Raw genomic sequence first — 16,697 nt, forward strand, 5'->3', positions numbered from 1 at the left:
CGGTGCAGCCAGCGCCTTAAGCGTCTGCTGCGAGGTGGCGTATATTACGCTTTCCTCCTCCGGAGTCAACCACTTTTTTCAGCGTTTTCTCCGGCGGGGTGAATCGCTTCACGCCCTGCTGAGCCCGGCTGCGTTGCCGCTTTGCCGTCTCAGTGGTGGCGCATTATAGGGAGTTCTCGCCGGGTGACAAGCACTAATTTCAACTTTTTTATCACCCGGTTAATGTTTGCGCAAAACCGGTTATTTATGCCTGTTTAATGCGCGCCGGCAGCTCTGCCAGGCTATTTAACACCCAATCTGCTGCTGCTTCACCTTCAGCGGTAACCGTTTTACCGCTGCGCACCAGCACGCGGGTGCCGACGCCAGCGGCCTGCCCTGCCAGCATATCTTCCAGCTTATCCCCTACCATATATGAAGCGGCCATATCGATGTTCAGCTCTTGCTGCGCAGACAGCAGCATTCCAGGCTGAGGTTTACGGCAGTCGCAGTTTTGACGGTAAGCAGGCACGGTGGCATCCGGCAGGTGAGGACAATAGTAGATGCCGTCCAGGTCGATATCGCGATCGGCCAGTGACCAGTCCATCCACTCCGTCAGCTGCATAAAGGTATCTTCCGTAAACATCCCGCGGGCAATACCCGACTGGTTAGTGACCAGCACCAGCGCGTAGCCCATCTTTTTCAGCGCCTGCAGCGCTTCAATGGTGCCTTCTATAAACTGAAAATTGTCGATCTCATGAACATAACCGTGATCAACATTTAATGTGCCATCACGATCGAGAAAAATAGCCGGGACTGGGTTCGCCACGTAAATACTCCTGCTGCAATTAATAGTGCTAAGTATTGCATGATTGGGCATAGCGAGAGAATGGCAGATTGCATTACGTCGATTGATTTAGACGTCTGGATGCCTTACCATCCATTCAGCTTTCGTCCAGCTTCGCTGATCGAATATTGATACACCACGGATAACGTCAGACGATAATAATTAACTAATGATTAAACTCGAAAATATCACCAAAGTGTTCCAGCAGGGCTCACGCACAATACAGGCGCTCTCCGGCGTCAGCCTGCATGTGCCGGCGGGACAGATTTATGGCGTCATCGGTTCGTCAGGCGCGGGCAAGAGTACGCTGATCCGCTGCGTCAACCTGCTTGAGCGCCCTACATCCGGTCGTGTGCTGGTCGACGGACAGGATCTCACCGCACTCTCTTCCGGGCAGCTGACGCTGGCACGTCGCCAGATCGGCATGATTTTTCAGCACTTCAACCTGATGAACTCGCGTACGGTGGCCGGCAATGTGGCGCTGCCGCTGGAGCTGGGCAATCTGTCACGCGATCAGATCAAAGCGCGCGTTAGCGAGCTGCTGGAGCTGGTTGGCCTGAATGACAAGCATGACAGCTGGCCAGCTAATCTCTCTGGCGGGCAAAAACAGCGTGTGGCTATTGCGCGTGCGCTGGCCAGCAATCCCAAAGTACTGCTGTGCGACGAAGCCACCAGCGCGCTCGACCCGGCGACCACCCGTTCGATACTGGAGTTGCTGAAAGACATTAACCGCCGCCTCGGTATTACTATTCTGCTTATCACCCATGAGATGGATGTGGTTAAGCGCATCTGCGATCAGGTTGCTGTGATCAGTAACGGCGAGCTGATTGAAAAAGATAGCGTCAGCGAAGTTTTTTCTCATCCAAAAACGCCGCTGGCGCAGCAGTTTATTCAGTCGACGCTGCATCTGGATATTCCGGAAGATTATCAGGAGCGCATGCGCGCGCAGCCTGCCGCACAGGCTGTGCCCCTGCTGCGCCTGGAGTTTACCGGGAAATCTGTTGATGCACCGCTGCTGTCAGAAGCTGCCCGCCGCTTTAATGTGAACAACAACATTATCAGTGCGCAGATGGATTATGCAGGCGGAGTCAAGTTCGGCATCATGCTGGCAGAAATGGATGGCAGTGAAACAGATACGCAGGCCGCGATAAGCTGGCTGAAAGAACATCATGTGAAAGTAGAGGTATTAGGTTATGTCTGAAGCGATGCTGTGGTTACTGACGCGCGGCGTCTGGGAAACGCTGATGATGACCTTTGTCTCTGGCTTTTTCGGGTTTGTTATTGGCCTGCCGGTCGGCGTACTGCTGTATGTTACACGCCCTGGTCAGATTCTGGCGAACAGCGCGCTTTACCGCGTGCTCTCTGCTATCGTCAATATCTTCCGATCGATCCCGTTCATTATATTGCTGGTATGGATGATTCCGTTTACCCGCGCAATTGTCGGCACCTCTATCGGCCTGCAGGCGGCGATTGTCCCGCTGACCGTTGGCGCCGCGCCGTTTATTGCCCGTATGGTTGAAAACGCCCTGCTGGAGCTGCCGACCGGCCTGATCGAAGCCTCCCGCGCGATGGGTGCCACGCCGCTGCAGATTGTCCGCAAGGTGTTGCTGCCGGAAGCGATGCCGGGCCTGGTTAACGCGGCCACCATTACGCTCATTACGCTGGTTGGCTATTCTGCTATGGGCGGTGCCGTGGGCGCGGGTGGTCTGGGCCAGATTGGCTATCAGTATGGCTATATCGGGTATAACGCTACCGTAATGAATACTGTACTGGTGCTGCTGGTCGTGCTGGTATATCTGATTCAGTTCTGCGGCGATCGCATTGTTCGCGCGGTGTCGCATAAATAAGCCAATAACATCAATACTTCTCTATTAAGGAAAGGATATGTCTTTCACATTTAAAAAGATTGCCGCAGCAGGTGCTCTGATTGGTGCTATTGCTCTGGCCGGATGCGATCAGCAGGCAAAAGATCCCAACCATATCAAAGTGGGCGTGATTGTTGGTGCTGAACAGCAGGTTGCTGAAACCGCCGTTAAAGTGGCTAAAGATAAATATAATCTCGACGTCGAACTGGTAACGTTTAACGATTACGTTTTACCTAATGAAGCGCTGAGCAAAGGGGACATTGACGTTAACGCTTTCCAGCATAAGCCCTATCTGGATCAGCAGATTAAAGATCGTGGCTACAAGCTGGTACCGGTTGGCAACACCTTTGTTTACCCGATTGCCGGCTACTCTAAAAAGATCAAGTCGCTGACCGAACTGCAGGATGGCGCGCAGATCGCCATCCCTAACGATCCGACCAACCTGGGTCGCTCCCTGCTGCTGCTGCAGAAAGCGGGCCTGATTAAGCTGAAAGAGGGTGTGGGCCTGCTGCCAACTTCACTGGATATTGTGGAAAACCCGAAGAACCTGAAGATTGTTGAGCTGGAAGCGCCACAGCTGCCGCGCTCACTTGACGATCAGCAGATTGCGCTCGCGGTAATCAACACAACGTATGCCAGCCAGATTGGTCTGACCCCGGCAAAAGATGGCATCTTTGTGGAAGATAAAGATTCCCCATACGTTAACCTGCTGGTGAGCCGTGAAGATAATAAAGACGCTGAGAACGTGAAGAAGTTTGTTGAAGCGTATCAGTCAGACGAAGTGGCTGAGTCTGCCAACAAAATCTTTAACGGTGGCGCGGTTAAAGGCTGGTAAGTTCACTTCTTTTCTCTCCCGAGGGCGGCGCTGGCCGCCCTTTCTATTTCTGCATGTGGCTGCTGACTTGTTATTTGCGGGCGTCCTTGTTTCAATAACGCCACTTTTATTACAGGAGGATGTTGCCATGCGTTTTTTACCGCTCTGCCTGTTGGCGTTGATGCTGACCGGGTGCGTTCGTGAATATCACCCGATAAGCAGCGCTCCGGCTCGTCCGCAGCAGTCATCAGCTCAGCCACAGCGCAAGCCGGCCCCGCGCCCGGCTCCGGTGAAAATCTATACCGACGCAACCGATCTGGTCAGCAATCCTTTCCGCGATCTGGGTGAAGTGTCTGGCGAAGATTGCCAGAGCAGCACGCAGGATTCGCCTCCCAATATCAATACCGCGCGTAAACGTCTGCAGATCAAAGCAGCGGGTATGAAAGCCAACGCCGTGCTGCTGCACAAATGTGAAATTGTGACCAGTACGCCAGGCTGCTACCGCCAGGCAATTTGCCAGGGCTCAGCGCTGAAAGTTTCCGGTCAATGAGTGAGTTTGCCGTTGCGCAGATTGGCGTGATCCGCTCCCCGTGGAAAGAGAAATTTGCCGTGCCGCGCCAGCCGGGCCTGGTTCAGGATGGCGGCGGTGAACTGCATCTGCAGGCCCCGTACAATCAGCCGGAAGCCGTACGCGGTCTGGAGGCGTTCAGCCACATCTGGATCCTGTTTATGTTTCATCAGACCATGGCCGGCGGCTGGCGCCCTACTGTCCGTCCGCCCCGCCTCGGCGGTAACGCGCGTATGGGCGTCTTTGCAACGCGATCAACGTTTCGTCCTAACCCGGTGGGCATGTCGCTGGTTGAGCTAAAAGGGATCCGCTGTGAAAAATCGCAGGTTATCCTGCAGCTCGGCAGCCTTGATCTGGTTGATGGCACACCGGTGATTGATATCAAGCCCTACCTGCCGTTTGCCGAAGCGCTGCCCGACGCGCGCGCCGGCTATGCTCAGGCTGCACCTGAAGCGACCATGCCGGTGCGTTTTTCAGCCGCCGCTCAGCAGCAGATTCAGCAGCAGGCGCATATTCCTCAGCTGCAGCGTTTTATTACCGAAGTTCTGGCCCAGGATCCGCGTCCCGCCTATCGCAAAGGTGAATCGCTGGATCGCGAATATGCCGCCTGGCTGCTCGATTTCAACGTGCGCTGGCGCATTGATGAAGCGGGTACTGAGGTCATTGCCGTGGATCCACGCTAAAACAGGCTTTTGAGCGCTGTTTCTCGCTGGTACACTAACGGCCAGTAACGGTCTGCTCTTCTTCTTCCATATAACTGGAATCATAATTAATGCGTACTACTCAATATCTGCTCTCCACGCTTAAGGAGACGCCTTCCGATGCAGAAGTGATCAGCCATCAGCTGATGCTGCGTGCCGGGATGATCCGCAAACTGGCTTCCGGACTCTATACCTGGCTGCCGACCGGGGTTCGCGTGCTGCGAAAAGTTGAAAACATCGTGCGCGAAGAGATGAACAACGCCGGCGCAATTGAAATCTCTATGCCGGTGGTTCAGCCGGCCGACCTGTGGGAAGAGAGCGGGCGCTGGGAGCAGTATGGCCCGGAGCTGCTGCGCATTAAAGATCGTCACGAACGTCCGTTTGTGCTCGGTCCGACGCATGAAGAGGTCATTACCGATCTGATCCGCAACGAGCTGAGCTCTTATAAGCAGCTGCCGCTTAATCTGTATCAGATTCAGACCAAGTTCCGTGATGAAGTGCGCCCGCGGTTTGGCGTGATGCGTTCGCGTGAGTTCATCATGAAAGACGCTTACTCCTTCCATACCTCGCAGGCGTCGCTGCAGGAAACCTACGATGCGATGTATCGCGCCTACAGTCAGAGCTTTACCCGCATGGGTCTCGATTTCCGCGCGGTGCAGGCTGACACCGGCTCTATCGGCGGCAGCGGTTCACATGAATTCCAGGTACTGGCGCAGAGCGGTGAAGATGATGTGATCTTCTCCAGCGAGTCAGACTACGCCGCAAACATTGAGAAAGCTGAAGCGCTGGCTCCGGCTGGCGAGCGTCCGGCGGCAACACAGCCGATGACACAGTTTGCTACGCCACATGCCAAAACCATCGCGGAGCTGGTTGAGCAGCATCAGATCCCGGTTGAAAAAACGGTTAAGACGCTGATTGTGAAGGCGAGTGAAGAGAGCGGCCATCAGCTGGTTGCTCTGCTGGTGCGTGGCGATCATGAGCTGAACGAAATCAAAGCTGAACATCTTGATATCGTTGCTTCGCCGCTGGAAATGGGCAATGAAGAGGCGATCCGTGCCGTAACGGGTGCAGGCTTTGGCTCTATCGGTCCGGTCGGTCTGACCATCCCGGTGATTGCGGACCGTACCGTGGCAAAAATGAGTGACTTCTCCGCCGGTGCCAACATCGACGGTCAGCACTTTGCCGGCATCAACTGGGGCCGCGATCTGCCGGAAGCGCGGGTTGAAGATATCCGCAATGTGGTCGAGGGCGATCCAAGCCCGGATGGTAAAGGCGTACTGCAGATCAAGCGCGGTATCGAGGTGGGTCACATTTTCCAGCTCGGCACCAAATACTCCGATGCGATGAAAGCAGCCGTACAGGGCGAAGATGGCCGCAACCAGATCATGACCATGGGCTGCTACGGTATCGGTATTACCCGCGTGGTGGCTGCCGCAATTGAGCAGAACCATGACGAGCGCGGCATTATCTGGCCTGCGGCGCTGGCACCGTTTGAAGTCGCAATTCTGCCAATGAATATGCATAAATCTTTCCGGGTTCAGCAGCTGGCAGAATCGCTCTACAGCGAACTGCGCGCCAGAGGCATCGACGTTATCCTCGACGATCGTAAAGAGCGTCCGGGCGTGATGTTTGCTGATATGGAGCTGATTGGCGTGCCGCACACCATCGTGATTGGCGATCGCAATCTCGATAACGAAGAGATTGAGTACAAATCCCGCTCCGCAAGCGAGAAGCAGATGATCAGCCAGCATGAGATCGTCAGCTTCCTGGCCAGCGCGCTGAATAAGTAATGGCAAACGCCTCCTGCGGGAGGCGTTTTTTATCGCACTTTGCCGCGCATCGCTTTTACGCTGCTGCGCCGCGATTTCCCCTCCAGCCGCCGTTCTTTTGACGCGCGCGTGGGCCGCGTCGCGCGACGCGCTTTCTCCACCGTGGTTAACTCGCGGATCAGATTGATCAGGCGCTGCAGCGCGGCCTCACGATTCATCTCCTGACTGCGATACTCCTGCGCTTTAATAATGACCACGCCTTCTGCCGTAATCAGGTGATGACTGGCAGCGAGCAGCCGCGTTTTATAAAACTCCGGCAGCGAAGATGCGCGGACATCAAACCGCAGATGAATAGCCGTCGAGGTTTTATTCACGTGCTGCCCCCCTGCCCCCTGAGCGCGGATAGCCGTCAGCTCTATTTCACTCTCCGGGATCTCAACCGTGCGCGACAGCATAATCATCTGTCACCTGCCGGTTCATACGGCGTTCTGTACTGAATTTTCCTGTTCATCAACTTAACCTTTTGTGCGCCAGCCAGCGTCCGGCAGGCCATGCCAGCCGCTGTTCTGCTGCTTTTCTTTCTCTGTTTCCCCGCTTGCCCTGGCTGATTTCCGGGAAACCCCTGTGTTATAGTCGCCAGGCAACCAGGGTATTTATGCTCTGCTGAGGAGGTGCATGTGCAAACGTATTGTGAGTTAGTTCGCCAGAAATATGCTGAAATCGGCAGCGGTGAGCCGGGATATGTGCCCGACGCGCTGATGTGCGCGCTGAATGCACTCAATGATATCGCCGCTCATTCCGCGCTAAACTCTTCTGTCAGGGATCAGGCAGCCTCGGCTGCTGCAAACTTATTGGTGAGCGACTATGTTGACAAATGAAGCTTATAAACCCATCAATTGCGATGACTACGACAACCTGGAACTCGCCTGCACCCGACACTGGATGCTGTCACTGCAGCTGAAAAATGGTGACCAGCTGAAGGCGAAAGCGCGGGATATGGTTTCGCGCAAAAACGTCGAATATCTTGCGGTTGACCTCTCCGGGGAAACCCGCGAGCTGCGCCTCGATCACATTGCCAGCTTCAGCCATCCTGAACTCGGCACCGTGGTGGTCAGCGAAGACGAGTAGTCTCGCGGCGGGCGGACCCTCTCCGCCCGCGTTTCCTACGGCTTAAGTCCGCTATAGTAAGCCGCTAAATCCTCAATATCGGTATCGCTTAGTCCCGCCACAAACGCTTTCATCACCTCTGCCTGACCGCCGCTGCGCTCACCTTTCTGATAGGCGTGCAACGCATGCGCCAGATAAGGCGCCTGCTGCCCGGCCAGATGAGGATAGAGGGGTATCGCGCTTTTGCCCTCTGCACCGTGACACGCCATACAGCGGGCTGCTTTTTCTGCGCCCGCGGCCGCATCGCCTTCTGCCCATAGCGGCAGCGATACAAAACATAGCACAGCCGTCAGCCAGTGCCTCATGATACCTTCTCCCTGTCAGGCTGATGCCAGATCGCCTGCCAGCCCCGATCGCTGCAGGCAGCGCCTTCATGGGTAACAAACAGGCCCGGCGCGCAAATCAGCGTCTGGTTATAGTAGATCAGTGGGATACGCTCCCGCTGCCAGGGCGGGATCGCCAGCTCCTGCCACAGTTTTTTCATTTCGCGTCCGCCCGCCCGTCCCAGCAGATGATAGTAGCCGCGCGCCTGAAAGCGAACGTGGACCGTTTCATCCGCCGCAGGCAGACGCAGCTCCGCGCGTGAGAAGTCAGCCAGCAGCTGACCCACTCCGCCGGGCAGCACCAGCGATCGGGTAAGCTGCGGCCAGCAGCATGCCTGGTCACGCAGCGACGGCTGCGGCGGCAACCAGTAGAGGGCATCGCGATAGCGGCGCAGCGTAAAATTTCCCAGCTGCAGCGCCGGCTGTGCATCAGTCCGGCTTGCGATAACGTCGGTACTGATGCGCTGCAGCGCCGCACGTGACGGCATCGCCCCGCCCTGCCCGGCGATCCAGCGCCGCAGTAGCGCGTTACGCCGCGCTTCGCTCATGCTCTGCAACGGCGGAAAATGCAGTGCGCCCTGTGGCGTAAGCAGCTGGCTCAGCTCCTGCTGTAGCAGCTCATCCAGCAGCTGCTCCTGCTCTGCGCAGAGCGCGGCGCTGCGGGCGCTGGCAGCGCTGAAGTGCGGCCAGCGCTGATGCAGCAGCGGCATAATCTGCTGACGCAAAAAGTTGCGGTCGTAGCGGCTGTCGTCATTGCTCTCATCCTCAATCCAGCTGAGCTGGTGCTCAGCCGCCCACTGCTCCAGCTGCTCACGGCTAAGGCTGAGCAGCGGACGCAGATGTTCATGCCCCTGCACTGTGCGCCGCGGCGGCATCGCCGCCAGCCCCGCCGGGCCGCTGCCGCGCTTTAGCGCCAGCAGCAGCGTTTCGCACTGATCGTCCAGATGCTGCGCGGTGAGCAGCTGTTCATCCGGCTGCAGCCGGGCGAACAGCGCCTGATAGCGCTCTCTGCGCGCCGACGCCTCCACGCCTCCTGCCCTGGCATCAACCGTTACCGGCAATACGTCGCAGGCGATATGCCAGCGCTGGCACTGCTGCCGGCAGTGTGCGGCCCACCGGTCGGCGTGCGGACTCAGGCCGTGATGCACGTGCAGCGCCCGCACGCTCAGCTGCGGATGCTGCTGCTGCCAGCAGACTAGCTGATGCAGCAGCACGGTGGAGTCGAGCCCGCCGCTGAATGCCACCACGTAGCGACCGGCGGGATCCAGCAGCGCAGCAAGGTGGGAAAAAGACATAGTGCCGTTCCATCTGATGATGCCGCCTGATTGCGGCATTCTGCGGCGGCTATTTTACGCCTGATAAAGCTCCAGCGGCAAACCATCCGGATCGGTAAAAAAGGTGCAGGCTTTACCGGTCAGCGCATCGATACGCACCGGTTCGCAGATCACGCCTTTTTCTGCCAGCGCCGCAACCGACTGCGCCACATCCTCTACGCAAAATGCCAGATGGCGCAGGCCGCAGGCTTCAGGTGCGGTTACGCGCGGCGGCGGGGAGGGAAATGAGAACAGCTCAATGGTATAGACGCCGTGCAGGCCGAGGTCGCCTTTCCATGAATCCCGCTCCGCGCGGTAGTACTCACCCAGCAGGGAGAAGCCCAGCACATCGCAGTAGAACGCTTTGCTGCGCGGATAGTCAGTGGCAATAATCGCAATGTGGTGAATCTGTTTGATCTGTAGCATAGCGGCTCCGAAAAAAAATCTGAGCCGCCAAGCCTACGTGCCGGACGTCAGCGTGACCAGAGGCATTTATCCGAAGTCAGGGCTGCGGCGCGTCGCGCAGTACCCGAACCAGATAGCGCCCATCCTCTGTCAGCGTGGTGCCGTGAATATCGGTTTCAAAGCCAGGGTAGTGGCGCCCGATGGTGCAGAGCATCAGCAGAAAGTCGAGCACGGCCCGGCTCTGTTCTGTGATCATCTCACCGGGCATTACCAGCGGCACGCCTGGCGGATAGGGCAAGATCATATTGGCGGAGGTACGCCCTACCAGCTCGCGGATATCCACGGTTTCAACCTCACCTTTGACCTGATGCTGGAACGCCTGATGCGGCGTCATTTTCATTTCAGGCAGGACATCAAAGGCTTTCAGCATCAGCCGCGGCAGATCGTGCTGCAGGATCAGCTGGTGGATCCCCTGCGCCAGCGTCTGGATCCGCATATTGCGATAGAAATCGGGATCCTCCGCATAGAGATCCGGCAGCATATTTTTCACGCGCAGATTAAGATCGTAGGCGCGTTTAAACTCGGTCAGACCGCGCAGCAGGCTCATGGCGCGGGTTTTATCGATCCCGATACTAAACAGAAACAGCAGATTATAAGGCCCGGTTTTCTCTACCACCACGCCGCGCTGATCGAGAAATTTCGCCACCAGCGCCGCCGGGATCCCCTCTTCCGCCATCGCGCCCAGTTCGCTCATGCCGGGCGTCAGGATCGTGACTTTAATGGGATCGAGATACATATGATCGCGATCGGCCTGCTGAAAGCCGTGCCACGCCTCTTCTCCCGGCTGGATCGGCCAGCACTCTGCCTCATCCACCTGCTCTGGCTGCCAGATATCAAAAAACCAGCCATCAGACTCTTCACGCAGCCGCTGGATCTCGCGCCGGAAGTGCAGCGCGCGCTCAACCGAACGGTTAATTAGCCGCTTACCCGGATTGCCGCGCAGCATCGCCGCAGCGGTTTCAATCGATGACACAATGCCGTAGCTCGGCGAGGTAGTGGTGTGCATCATATAGGCTTCGTTAAACGTATCGTGGTCGTAGTCGCCTTTGATATGAATCAGTGAAGCCTGGGAAAACGCGGCCAGCAGCTTATGGGTGGATTGCGTTTCATAGATCACCTTGCCCGGGATCCGTTCACCGCTCATGCCGCTTTTTCCGCTGTAGATGGGATGAAAATTGGTATAAGGCACCCAAGCGGAATCGAAGTGGATCGACGGCACATCCAGCGTCTGCTTGATATATTCCGTGTTGTAGAGCAATCCGTCGTACGTTGAATTGGTGATCACTGCATGGACCGGCCAGCTGGCGCGCGGCGTGCTATCCACTTTGCTCTGAATAGCCTCCCGGGTAAATTCACGCTGCGGAATACCGCCCAGAATGCCCAGCGCATTACGCGTTGGCTTGAGCCAGACGGGCACGATGTCGCTCATCATCAGCAGATGGGTCAGCGATTTGTGACAGTTGCGGTCAATCAGTACCGTACTGCCTGCCGGGGCGGCATACATACCGACAATTTTGTTTGAGGTTGAGGTGCCGTTGGTCACCATATAGCTCTGCTCTGCCCCAAAGGTACGGGCAATATACTCTTCGGCGTCGAGATGCGGGCCGGTATGGTCGAGCAGCGACCCCAGTTCAGTGACGGAGATAGAGACATCGGCTTTAAGCGTGTTAGCGCCGAAAAAGTCATAAAACAGGCTGCCGACCGGGCTTTTCTGAAAGGCGGTACCGCCCATATGGCCTGGCGTACAGAAGGTGTATTTACCCTCTTTAACATAGGTAAACAGCGCTTTGGTCAGCGGGGGTAAAATTTTATCGATGTACTCATCGGTATACTGGCGGATATGCAGCGCGATATCGTCTGCGGTGCTGAGCGCATATTCAAAAAACTGCAGCGCCATGCGCATTTCATTAACGCTGACGTCCATCTGCGAATGCGTGTTGATAAAGGCGTAGAGCGGCAGCGACTCATTGAGCTGGTTGATGTCGCTGCAGAGCGCCATGCTGTACTCATCCCAGTCAAATACGACGCCGCATACGCGCGGGTTGTGCTCAATCAGCTTCAGCAGGTCGCTGGCATTGCTGGGATAAACGGTGTGAAAGCCCTGCAGTTTCAGCGCGGCATCCAGTTCGCGAATTGGTTCATCTTTGTAGAACGCGCCGTGCGGTCCCATGATCGCAATAATATTCAATGCTCACCTCCTGTGGTCTTGTGGCACAGAGTAAGGATAGCGAAAAGTGGCCGGAGAATGTTCCGGAATAGCGCCGTTGCAGGCCTGATGTTTTCAGCGATGCATTTCGGTCGCCATAAATGGCGCCCTTGGGGGATCGCTGCCGCCATAAATGGCGGTCCTGCAGGGAACTCAGGCCCGATCGTGGAAAACAGGCATAAAAAAAGCGGACCGGAGTCCGCTTTTTTGCTGCAGGGCTTACCTTACGCGTAACCGTAGTTCATCAGGCGCTGATAGCGGCGATCGAGCAGCTCTTCCGTGCTCAGCCCGTCGAGATCGGCCAGATCGGCCAGCAGCTGCTGTTTCAGAGAAGCGGCCATATCAACCGGACGACGATGCGCGCCACCCAGCGGCTCAGGAATGATTGAGTCGATCAGCTTCAGCTCCTGCAGACGCCCGGCGGTGATGCCCATCGCTTCTGCCGCCAGCGGCGCTTTATCTGCGCTTTTCCACAGAATTGACGCACAGCCTTCCGGTGAAATCACCGAGTAGGTGCTGTACTGCAGCATGTTCACTTTGTCGCCCACGCCAATCGCCAGCGCGCCACCAGAGCCGCCCTCGCCAATCACGGTGCAGATCACCGGAATTTTCAGACCAGACATCTCACGCAGGTTACGGGCAATCGCTTCAGACTGACCGCGCTCTTCGGCGCCCACGCCCGGATAAGCACCCGGCGTGTCGATAAAGGTGATAAGTGGCATCTTAAAACGCTCTGCCATCTCCATCAGACGCAGCGCTTTACGATAGCCTTCTGGTGCAGGCATACCGAAGTTACGGCGAATTTTCTCTTTGGTTTCACGCCCTTTCTGATGACCAATGATCATCACCGGACGGCCATCCAGACGTGCGATACCACCCACAATCGCTTTGTCGTCAGCATAGGCGCGATCGCCTGCCAGCTCGTCAAAGTCGTCAAATGCGTTGCGCACGTAGTCCAGCGTATAGGGACGCAGCGGATGACGCGCCAGCTGCGCGACCTGCCATGCACCTAAATCGGAGAAGATTTTACGGGTCAGTTCAACGCTTTTCTCGCGAAGGCGCTGAATCTCTTCATCCAGATTAATATCGTGTTTCTCATCTGAACGGCCAATCGATTTAAGCGAATCGATCTTCGCTTCGAGTTCGGCGATCGGCTGTTCAAAATCCAGGTAATTAAGACTCATAATGTTCCTGTTTTAGTCAAACTCCAGTTCCACCTGCTCCGATCCTACTAACGACCGCAGGTCGTTAAGTAAACGATCGCTGGGCGAAATACGCCACGCTGCACCAAAGCGCAGCTTCGCCCGCGCATCTGCTCTCTGATAATAGAGATGTACCGGAATGGTCCCGGAACGATGAGGTTCCAGAGACTGGCGGAGACGGTTTAAAAGCTGGTCATCAATTTGCCTGTCCGTCAGCGAGATAGCAAGTCCGCGCGCATATTTTTCCCGCGCTTCATCGATATCCATCACTTCCCTGGCGGTCATTTTAAGCCCGCCGCTGAAGTCATCAAAGCTGACCTGTCCGCTGACGATCAGGATACGGTCTTTCTCCAGCAGCTGCTGGTACTTATCTAACGCATCGGTAAATAGCATGACTTCCAGACGACCGGAGCGATCGTCCAGAGTACAAATACCAATTCGGTTGCCGCGCTTGGTCACCATCACGCGGGCGGCAATCACCAGCCCCGCAGCGATGGTGACCTTGCCACGTTCAGTAGGATGCATATCTTTCAGCCGCATCCCGCCGACGTAGCGCTCAATCTCTTTCAGATACTGATTAATCGGATGCCCGGTAAGATAGAGCCCCAGCGTTTCACGCTCGCCATCCAGCTGCACCTGCTCTGGCCACGGCGTAATTGACGCATACGATTTTTCGACCTGCTCCGGCTCTTCAGCCAGCACGCCAAACATATCTGCCTGCCCCGTCGCCTCTGCTTTAGCATGCTGGTCAGCGGCTTTCAGGGCATCGCTCAGGGCGCTCATCAGCGCCGCACGATGGGGTCCGAGCCGGTCAAACGCGCCGGACATGATCAGCTTCTCCATCACCCGGCGGTTAATTTTGCGCGTATCGGTACGCGCGCAGAGATCGAACAGCTCTTTAAAATAGCCGCCCTGATTACGCGCTTCGAGAATCGCTTCAATCGGGCCTTCACCGACGCCTTTGATCGCGCCGATGCCGTAGACAATTTCACCGTCGTCGTTAACGTGGAACGGATAGAGGCCGGCATTGATATCCGGCGGCAGCACTTTCAGGCCCATGCGCCAGCACTCATCCACCAGCCCGACCACTTTCTCGGTGTTATCCATATCGGCGGTCATGACCGCAGCCATAAACTCAGCCGGATAGTGTGCTTTCAGCCACAGCGTCTGATAGGAGACCAGCGCATAGGCTGCAGAGTGCGATTTGTTAAAACCATAGCCGGCGAACTTCTCTACCAGGTCGAAGATTTTCATCGACAGTTCGCCGTTGATACCCATGCTTTCAGCGCCCTCTTTGAACACTGAACGCTGCTTCGCCATCTCTTCCGGTTTCTTTTTACCCATCGCACGACGCAGCATATCAGCGCCGCCCAGCGTATAACCCGCCAGCACCTGTGCGATCTGCATCACCTGCTCCTGATAGAGAATGATGCCGTAGGTAGGCTCCAGTACCGGCTTCAGACTCTCATGCTGCCACTGGATGTCAGGATAGGAGAGTTCTTCGCGGCCATGCTTACGGTCGATAAAGTTATCCACCATGCCGGACTGCAGCGGGCCGGGACGAAACAGCGCCACCAGGGCGATCATATCTTCAAAGCAGTCAGGCTTCAGTCGCTTGATCAGATCTTTCATGCCGCGCGATTCAAGCTGGAACACCGCGGTGGTCTCTGAGCGCTGCAGCATATCGAAGCTTTTTTTATCATCAAGCGGAATAGCCGCAATGTCGATCGGCGGCAGCCCCTGCTTTTCACGGCGCGGGTTGATCATCTTCAGCGCCCAGTCGATGATGGTCAGCGTACGCAGGCCGAGGAAGTCAAACTTCACCAGTCCGGCATACTCCACATCATTTTTATCAAACTGGGTGACGGGGAACTGGCCGTTTTCATCGCAGTAAAGCGGGGCAAAATCGGTGATTTTGGTCGGCGCAATGACCACGCCGCCAGCGTGCTTGCCGGCGTTTCGCGTGACGCCTTCCAGCTTGCGCGCCATGTCGATCAGCGCCCTGACCTCTTCATCGGCGTCATAGATCTCAGGCAGCTGCGGTTCAGCCTGAAACGCTTTTTCCAGCGTCATGCCCGGATCGGGCGGCACCAGCTTGGAGATGCGATCGACAAAGCCATAAGGATGGCCCAGCACGCGCCCTACATCGCGGATCACCGCTTTCGCCGCCATGGTGCCGAAGGTGATAATCTGCGAAACCGCTTCACGGCCATACATCTCGGCAACGTGATCGATCACCTGATCGCGCTTCTCCATGCAGAAGTCGACGTCAAAGTCGGGCATGGAGACACGTTCCGGATTCAGGAAGCGTTCAAACAGCAGGTCAAATTCCAGCGGATCGAGGTCGGTAATCTTCAGCGCATAGGCCACCAGTGAACCGGCACCGGAACCGCGTCCGGGTCCGACCGGGATCCCGTTATCTTTTGACCACTGGATAAACTCCATCACGATCAGGAAGTAGCCCGGGAACCCCATCTGGTTGATAACGTTGAGCTCAATCTCCAGACGCTCATCGTAGGCCGGGCGCTTCTGCGCACGCAGCTCTTCATCCGGAAAGAGAAACGCCAGGCGCTCTTCAAGCCCCTCGCGTGATTTCACCACCAGAAACTCTTCGGTGGTCATCTCGCCGGTCGGGAACTGCGGCAGAAAATATTCGCCGAGGCGGACGGTGACGTTACAGCGCTTAGCAATCTCTACGCTGTTTTCCAGCGCTTCCGGGATGTCCGAAAACAGCTCGCACATCTCCTCTTCGCTGCGCATATATTGCTGAGGACTGTAGTGGCGCGGACGTTTCGGATCGTCCAGCGTATAACCGTCGTGGATCGCCACGCGGATCTCATGCGCATCGAAGTCCTCTTCATTGATGAAGCAGACTTCATTGGTTGCCACTACCGGTATCCCTTCCGCTATCGCCAGCTCAACGGCGGCATGCAGATAGCTCTCCTCATCGGCGCGTCCGGTGCGGAGCAGCTCAAGGTAGTAACGGTCGGGAAAGTGCTGCTGATAAAAGCTCAGACACTGCGCCACCAGCGCGTTATTGCCGCGCAGCAGGCTGCGTCCGACATCGCCGCGTCGTCCGCCCGACAGGACAATCAGCCCTTCGCCCAGCTCAATCAGCCAGTCGCGATCGAGGATAGGCCCGGCAATGCCGTAGCCGCGCTGATAGGCGCGCGAAATCAGCAGTGTCAGATTCTGATAGCCGGTGTTATTCGCCGCGAGCAGCGTAAGCTGCGTAAGCTCATCGCCCATCAGCTCGCTGGCGACCTGGAAATCAGCGCCGATAATCGGCTTAACGCCGGCACCGTGGGCGCTGCCATAGAAGCGCACCAGGCCGCAGAGGTTGGTGTAATCCGTAATCGCTATTGCCGGCATCCCCAGCGCCGCGGCTTTTTTCACCAGCGGACCGGTCTTCGCCAGGCCATCGACCATGGAGTAGTCGCTGTGCACGCGCAGATGTATAAAACGAGGTTCAGCCATATCG

At 56.6% G+C, this 16,697-nt stretch carries 16 protein-coding genes; 8 read left to right on the forward strand and 8 right to left on the reverse strand.

Annotated elements, in window-relative coordinates:
* Positions 1 to 244: 244 nt before the first annotated feature.
* Positions 245 to 805 (reverse strand): D-glycero-beta-D-manno-heptose 1,7-bisphosphate 7-phosphatase, encoded by a 561-nt coding sequence (gene gmhB, locus C1Y41_RS11775; RefSeq protein WP_071669039.1) that lies wholly within the window; start codon positions 803 to 805, stop codon positions 245 to 247.
* Positions 806 to 992: 187 nt separating this feature from the next.
* On the opposite strand from gmhB, the gene metN reads away from it, so the two are divergent.
* The 6 genes from metN to proS all read left to right on the forward strand — a co-directional run bounded on the left by metN (position 993) and on the right by proS (position 6,561).
* Positions 993 to 2,024 carry a methionine ABC transporter ATP-binding protein MetN gene (metN, locus tag C1Y41_RS11780; protein WP_071669040.1) on the forward strand — a complete coding sequence of 344 codons (1,032 nt, stop codon included), beginning with the start codon at positions 993 to 995 and terminating at the stop codon, positions 2,022 to 2,024.
* Positions 2,017 to 2,670 (forward strand): methionine ABC transporter permease MetI, encoded by a 654-nt coding sequence (locus tag C1Y41_RS11785; RefSeq protein ID WP_039382787.1) that lies wholly within the window; start codon positions 2,017 to 2,019, stop codon positions 2,668 to 2,670. Before metN ends, C1Y41_RS11785 begins: the two co-directional genes overlap by 8 nt.
* Before the next feature lie 37 nt (positions 2,671 to 2,707).
* A complete protein-coding gene (locus C1Y41_RS11790; RefSeq protein WP_065650069.1) occupies positions 2,708 to 3,523 on the forward strand; it encodes a MetQ/NlpA family lipoprotein in 816 nt (271 codons plus the stop codon).
* A gap of 127 nt (positions 3,524 to 3,650) precedes the next feature.
* Entirely contained in the window at positions 3,651 to 4,052 is a 402-nt protein-coding gene (gene rcsF / locus C1Y41_RS11795; RefSeq protein ID WP_039382781.1) for an Rcs stress response system protein RcsF, read from the forward strand.
* The gene (gene tsaA / locus C1Y41_RS11800; protein ID WP_071669041.1) at positions 4,049 to 4,753 is read left to right on the forward strand and encodes a tRNA (N6-threonylcarbamoyladenosine(37)-N6)-methyltransferase TrmO; all 705 of its coding nucleotides are present in this window, start codon (positions 4,049 to 4,051) and stop codon (positions 4,751 to 4,753) included. The genes rcsF and tsaA overlap by 4 nt, the downstream gene beginning before the upstream one ends.
* Positions 4,754 to 4,842: 89 nt before the next feature.
* Complete coding sequence (proS, locus tag C1Y41_RS11805; RefSeq protein WP_071669042.1) at positions 4,843 to 6,561, forward strand: proline--tRNA ligase; 1,719 nt, start codon at positions 4,843 to 4,845, stop codon at positions 6,559 to 6,561.
* A gap of 29 nt (positions 6,562 to 6,590) precedes the next feature.
* On the opposite strand, the gene arfB is transcribed toward proS, so the two are convergent.
* Positions 6,591 to 7,001, reverse strand: coding sequence for an alternative ribosome rescue aminoacyl-tRNA hydrolase ArfB (gene arfB / locus C1Y41_RS11810; RefSeq protein WP_039382771.1), 411 nt, complete (start codon positions 6,999 to 7,001; stop codon positions 6,591 to 6,593).
* A gap of 216 nt (positions 7,002 to 7,217) precedes the next feature.
* Between arfB and C1Y41_RS11815 the strand changes: the two genes are divergently transcribed.
* Together C1Y41_RS11815 and rof are read left to right on the forward strand one after the other, a co-directional pair.
* Positions 7,218 to 7,418 (forward strand): YaeP family protein, encoded by a 201-nt coding sequence (locus C1Y41_RS11815; protein ID WP_071669043.1) that lies wholly within the window; start codon positions 7,218 to 7,220, stop codon positions 7,416 to 7,418.
* Positions 7,405 to 7,668, forward strand: coding sequence for a Rho-binding antiterminator (rof, locus tag C1Y41_RS11820; RefSeq protein WP_039382769.1), 264 nt, complete (start codon positions 7,405 to 7,407; stop codon positions 7,666 to 7,668). The genes C1Y41_RS11815 and rof overlap by 14 nt, the downstream gene beginning before the upstream one ends.
* A 35-nt stretch (positions 7,669 to 7,703) precedes the next feature.
* Here the strand turns inward: rof and C1Y41_RS11825 are convergent, their stop codons facing one another.
* The 6 genes from C1Y41_RS11825 to dnaE all read right to left on the reverse strand — a co-directional run bounded on the left by C1Y41_RS11825 (position 7,704) and on the right by dnaE (position 16,693).
* The gene (locus tag C1Y41_RS11825) at positions 7,704 to 8,012 is read right to left on the reverse strand and encodes a cytochrome c (RefSeq protein WP_071669045.1); all 309 of its coding nucleotides are present in this window, start codon (positions 8,010 to 8,012) and stop codon (positions 7,704 to 7,706) included.
* Entirely contained in the window at positions 8,009 to 9,325 is a 1,317-nt protein-coding gene (tilS, locus tag C1Y41_RS11830) for a tRNA lysidine(34) synthetase TilS (RefSeq protein WP_104085516.1), read from the reverse strand. The genes C1Y41_RS11825 and tilS overlap by 4 nt, the downstream gene beginning before the upstream one ends.
* Positions 9,326 to 9,379: 54 nt before the next feature.
* Positions 9,380 to 9,769: a VOC family protein gene (locus tag C1Y41_RS11835; RefSeq protein WP_039382762.1), complete on the reverse strand. Its 390-nt coding sequence runs from the start codon at positions 9,767 to 9,769 to the stop codon at positions 9,380 to 9,382.
* Between the two features lie 76 nt (positions 9,770 to 9,845).
* Entirely contained in the window at positions 9,846 to 11,996 is a 2,151-nt protein-coding gene (locus C1Y41_RS11840) for a lysine decarboxylase LdcC (protein WP_039382758.1), read from the reverse strand.
* A 242-nt stretch (positions 11,997 to 12,238) separates the two neighbouring features.
* A complete protein-coding gene (accA, locus tag C1Y41_RS11845; RefSeq protein ID WP_039382756.1) occupies positions 12,239 to 13,198 on the reverse strand; it encodes an acetyl-CoA carboxylase carboxyl transferase subunit alpha in 960 nt (319 codons plus the stop codon).
* Between the two features lie 12 nt (positions 13,199 to 13,210).
* Positions 13,211 to 16,693 (reverse strand): DNA polymerase III subunit alpha, encoded by a 3,483-nt coding sequence (gene dnaE / locus C1Y41_RS11850; protein WP_071669047.1) that lies wholly within the window; start codon positions 16,691 to 16,693, stop codon positions 13,211 to 13,213.
* Positions 16,694 to 16,697: the final 4 nt, after the last annotated feature.

Source organism: Pantoea sp. ICBG 1758, from assembly GCF_002928325.1.
GTDB classification, from domain to species: Bacteria; Pseudomonadota; Gammaproteobacteria; order Enterobacterales; family Enterobacteriaceae; genus Pantoea; species Pantoea eucrina.